The organism is Mycobacterium sp. (assembly GCF_035499775.1).
Taxonomy (GTDB): Bacteria; Actinomycetota; Actinomycetes; order Mycobacteriales; family Mycobacteriaceae; genus Mycobacterium.
Genome location: NZ_DATJYB010000174.1, coordinates 1 through 3070, shown reverse-complemented (window position 1 = coordinate 3070; position 3070 = coordinate 1). Strand labels below are relative to the sequence as shown.

Below are 3070 nucleotides of genomic sequence, written 5' to 3'. Positions count from 1 at the left end.
CAGCATGCCGATACCGTCGGCGGCCAGCTGCTTACAGATCCGGGCCGCTGCCGGCGAATCCTTGCCGAGCGTGAAGCCATGTGCGAACACGCCCCAGCCGCGCACCGGCCCTGCCGGCACGTCGATGATCCCTGCCAGATTGGGGCCGGTGGAGCTTCGGAACGTGACGCGTTCGCCCATGGGTGGAGGTCTACCACGCCGCTAGCCGATCCGCTTGCGGGTCGCTCGAACCGACTCAGCACTTGTCGTAAAGGTTGTCCGAGAAGGGTCTAGGGGGGCAGTAACCGGGCGGAGGCGGGATCAGGTAGCCGTGTCCACCCAACGTCGAATAGTGATAGTTGTGGCAGCTGTTCATATCCCATGGGAGAGGCCCGTTGGTCTTGGGCAGCGGTTGGCCCGGGCACCAACAGCCGTACGGGACTTCGCAGCCGGCGGGCTGGGCTTGGGCGGCACCGGTGGCCAGAATCAGACCGGGCACCGCCGCCGCACCCGATAACAGCGCGACGGCAGCGATTCGTTTCAGGGCGCGGGGGGCGTTCATGGCGCTTCCTTTCGATTCTCCTGGGTAGGAGCACGTCGTCAGTTTGCGTCGGAACACTTGCGAAATCCTTGCGCCAACCCTGTGTCGGACGAAGGTCGGCGAACGGATCGAGACCAGCGGACATTTCAGTGGCCGCTGGTCCCGAATCCTTGATCGATGAACCGTCGTGATGTGGGGCGCTAGGCGTTCAGGCGGTGGCGCTGACGAGCTCCGTGCTCGCCGAGCGCGTCGCCGGAATCGTCGGCACGTTGTCGAGCGTGATCGCCGCGCTTTGGGGCGGCGTCAACCGCATGAACAACCGGGCGATGAAGGGCGCGGCGAACAGCATCACCACCACCCGAAGGACCTGGGTCGCCATGACGATCGTGACGTTGGAGCCGCTCCCCTCAGCGGTGCCGAGCACGGCGTAGATACCGCCGGGGCTGGTCGCGAGGTATCCGTCGAGCGTGCTCAGCCTGGCCACGTGCGCCAGCAGCACACCCAGACCGGCCGCCGCGACGTTCAGCACGAAGATCAGCGCGAGTGCGCCCGGCAGGATCCGTCGGATCGCCCGAAGTGACTCACGGTTGAGCCCGAGCACCGACTGCCAGACGATGATCATGAATCCGGCCTCGACCACCATCGTCGGCACATCGAGACGTTCCGCGAACCCGCTGAGTTCCAGAGCGATGGTGATCGCCAGCGGACCCAGCAGCCCGGCTCCCGGCAACCGTACGAGCCGGCCGGCCGCCACGCCGACCACGATGATGAGCGCGACCACCAGCATGCTGAAGTACCAGGTGAAGGCGGCTTTTCCGGTTGTGTGCGTGACATGCGTCCCGGCGCCGTGGTAGATGATCGCCACGATGACGGGCATGGCCGCGGTGATCAGGGCAACGCGAAGGTATTGGATGGCCGCAACGACGCGGTCGTCGCCGCCGAGTTCGCGGGCGATGGCGACCACTCCGGACGCGCCGCCTGCCACCAGCGAAAGCGCGCCGGTCAGCGGGGTGACCTCACGGTGCAGACCTAGCAGCGCGCCGCCGATGACGCTGATCAGCAAGGTTCCGAGGGCGACCGCGACGACGATCGGCCAGGACGAGCCCAGCGCGGAAAACGAGAAGGTCTCCAACATCATCCCGGTTGTCACGCCAAGGATGCCCTGTGCCGTCAGGCCTGCCATCGGTACCGCTTTGGGTGCGTACCGGGACAACCCCCAGGCGAGGATTCCAGTGCTCAGCGCGGCGATGACGAGATCGATCGTGTTCATGCACCAGAGCGTCCACCCCCGGCCTTGAAGGATTCTTAAAGACTTCCTGGAGGTGTTGTGTGTGTTGAGTGTGTTGTTGGTGTGCGTATGTGTGGTGCCGGGTTTGCGAGTCCGGAGTGCCGACTCCAACACTCAACGGCAACGGCGCCCGGTAGACGAATGTCGCAGGGCCCGCGATCGCGCCGGCGGACGGCGCAACACCGCTTTTACAGGGCTTTAAGAATCCTTCAAGGCCGGGCTGAGAACGTCCTGAGTCGAACCAGCCAGACGAATCGGCTGAACCCAGACGGTGAGAACTTCAGTGAGAGGACAAGACAGATGAGCAACGAGGCGACTCAACAAATGTCCGGCATCCGGCGCCCGATCATCGGATCGACGGTCTGGACTCAGGCCAGCATTCGTGCCGAGGAGTACATTGTCGCGGTCGAGCCGCACCAGGCCGAGGCCTGCCTGCGCACTCGCGACGAGTTGCGGCGCACCGGAAAGACCATCGACACCATCGAGCCGTCGGACTTCCAGGAGCCGGCGCTGGCAGAACTCGCCCGCGCCATCAACCGTTGCATCCGCTCCGGGCCTGGCTTCAGCGTCCTGCGCGGGCTGCCCTTCCAGGGTTGGACCGACGAGGAAGCCTCGATGCTGTACTGGGGCCTGGGGACCTACCTCGGTGGGCCGCAGCCGCAGAATCTGCAGGGTGACCGCGTCTACCTGGTCCAGGACACCGGCCAGTCGGTCGTGGAGGCACGCGGCTCCAAGACCAACTCCGAACTGATCTTCCACACCGACTCCGCCTGCGCCTACGCGGGCAGCCGGCCCGACATCCTCGCACTGCTCTGCCTGCGCAAGGCGGTCTCGGGCGGCGAGTCGGTCATGGTCAGCGGTCACACCGCCTACAACGCGGTGCTGGAGACCGCGCCCGAACTGGTCGACGAACTCTACGGGGAGTACTGCTTCGACCGCTCGCACGAGACCGCACCGGGCGCAGACCCGATCACGGTCGGCGCGATCTTGACCGACACCGAAGAGGGCGTCCGCATCCGCTACAACCGCCTGCACATCGAACTGGGCCACTACCGCTCCGGTCGTCCGATGACTGACCGGCAGCGCCAGGCGCTCGACGCGTTCGACCGCGCGCTGAACGACCCCGCCAACGCCGTGGAATTCACGATGGAGCCCGGTGACTTGTTCTTCGCCGACAACCACGTGACCCTGCACAACCGGCGCCGTTTCGACGACGCGACCGAGGTCGCCGACCGGCGCTGCCTGGTGCGCCTGTGGCTCGC

At 65.9% G+C, this 3070-nt stretch carries 3 protein-coding genes and 1 pseudogene; 1 reads left to right on the top strand and 3 read right to left on the bottom strand.

Translation table 11 applies throughout. The annotated features are described in order from the left end of the window. The 3 genes and pseudogenes from VML93_RS11930 to VML93_RS11920 form a co-directional block, all read right to left on the bottom strand. Positions 1-180: pseudogene (locus VML93_RS11930) on the bottom strand (alpha/beta hydrolase); the annotation flags it as partial. A gap of 55 nt (positions 181-235) precedes the next feature. Beyond that, positions 236-541, bottom strand: a complete 306-nt coding sequence (locus VML93_RS11925) for a hypothetical protein (protein ID WP_325610803.1) — start codon at positions 539-541, stop codon at positions 236-238. A 187-nt stretch (positions 542-728) separates the two neighbouring features. Further along, positions 729-1790: an AbrB family transcriptional regulator gene (locus VML93_RS11920; protein WP_325610801.1), complete on the bottom strand. Its 1062-nt coding sequence runs from the start codon at positions 1788-1790 to the stop codon at positions 729-731. 318 nt (positions 1791-2108) lie between these two features. Between VML93_RS11920 and VML93_RS11915 the strand changes: the two genes are divergently transcribed. Continuing rightward, positions 2109-3070: TauD/TfdA family dioxygenase (locus tag VML93_RS11915; RefSeq protein ID WP_325610799.1), on the top strand; the 962-nt coding region annotated here is incomplete at its 3' end.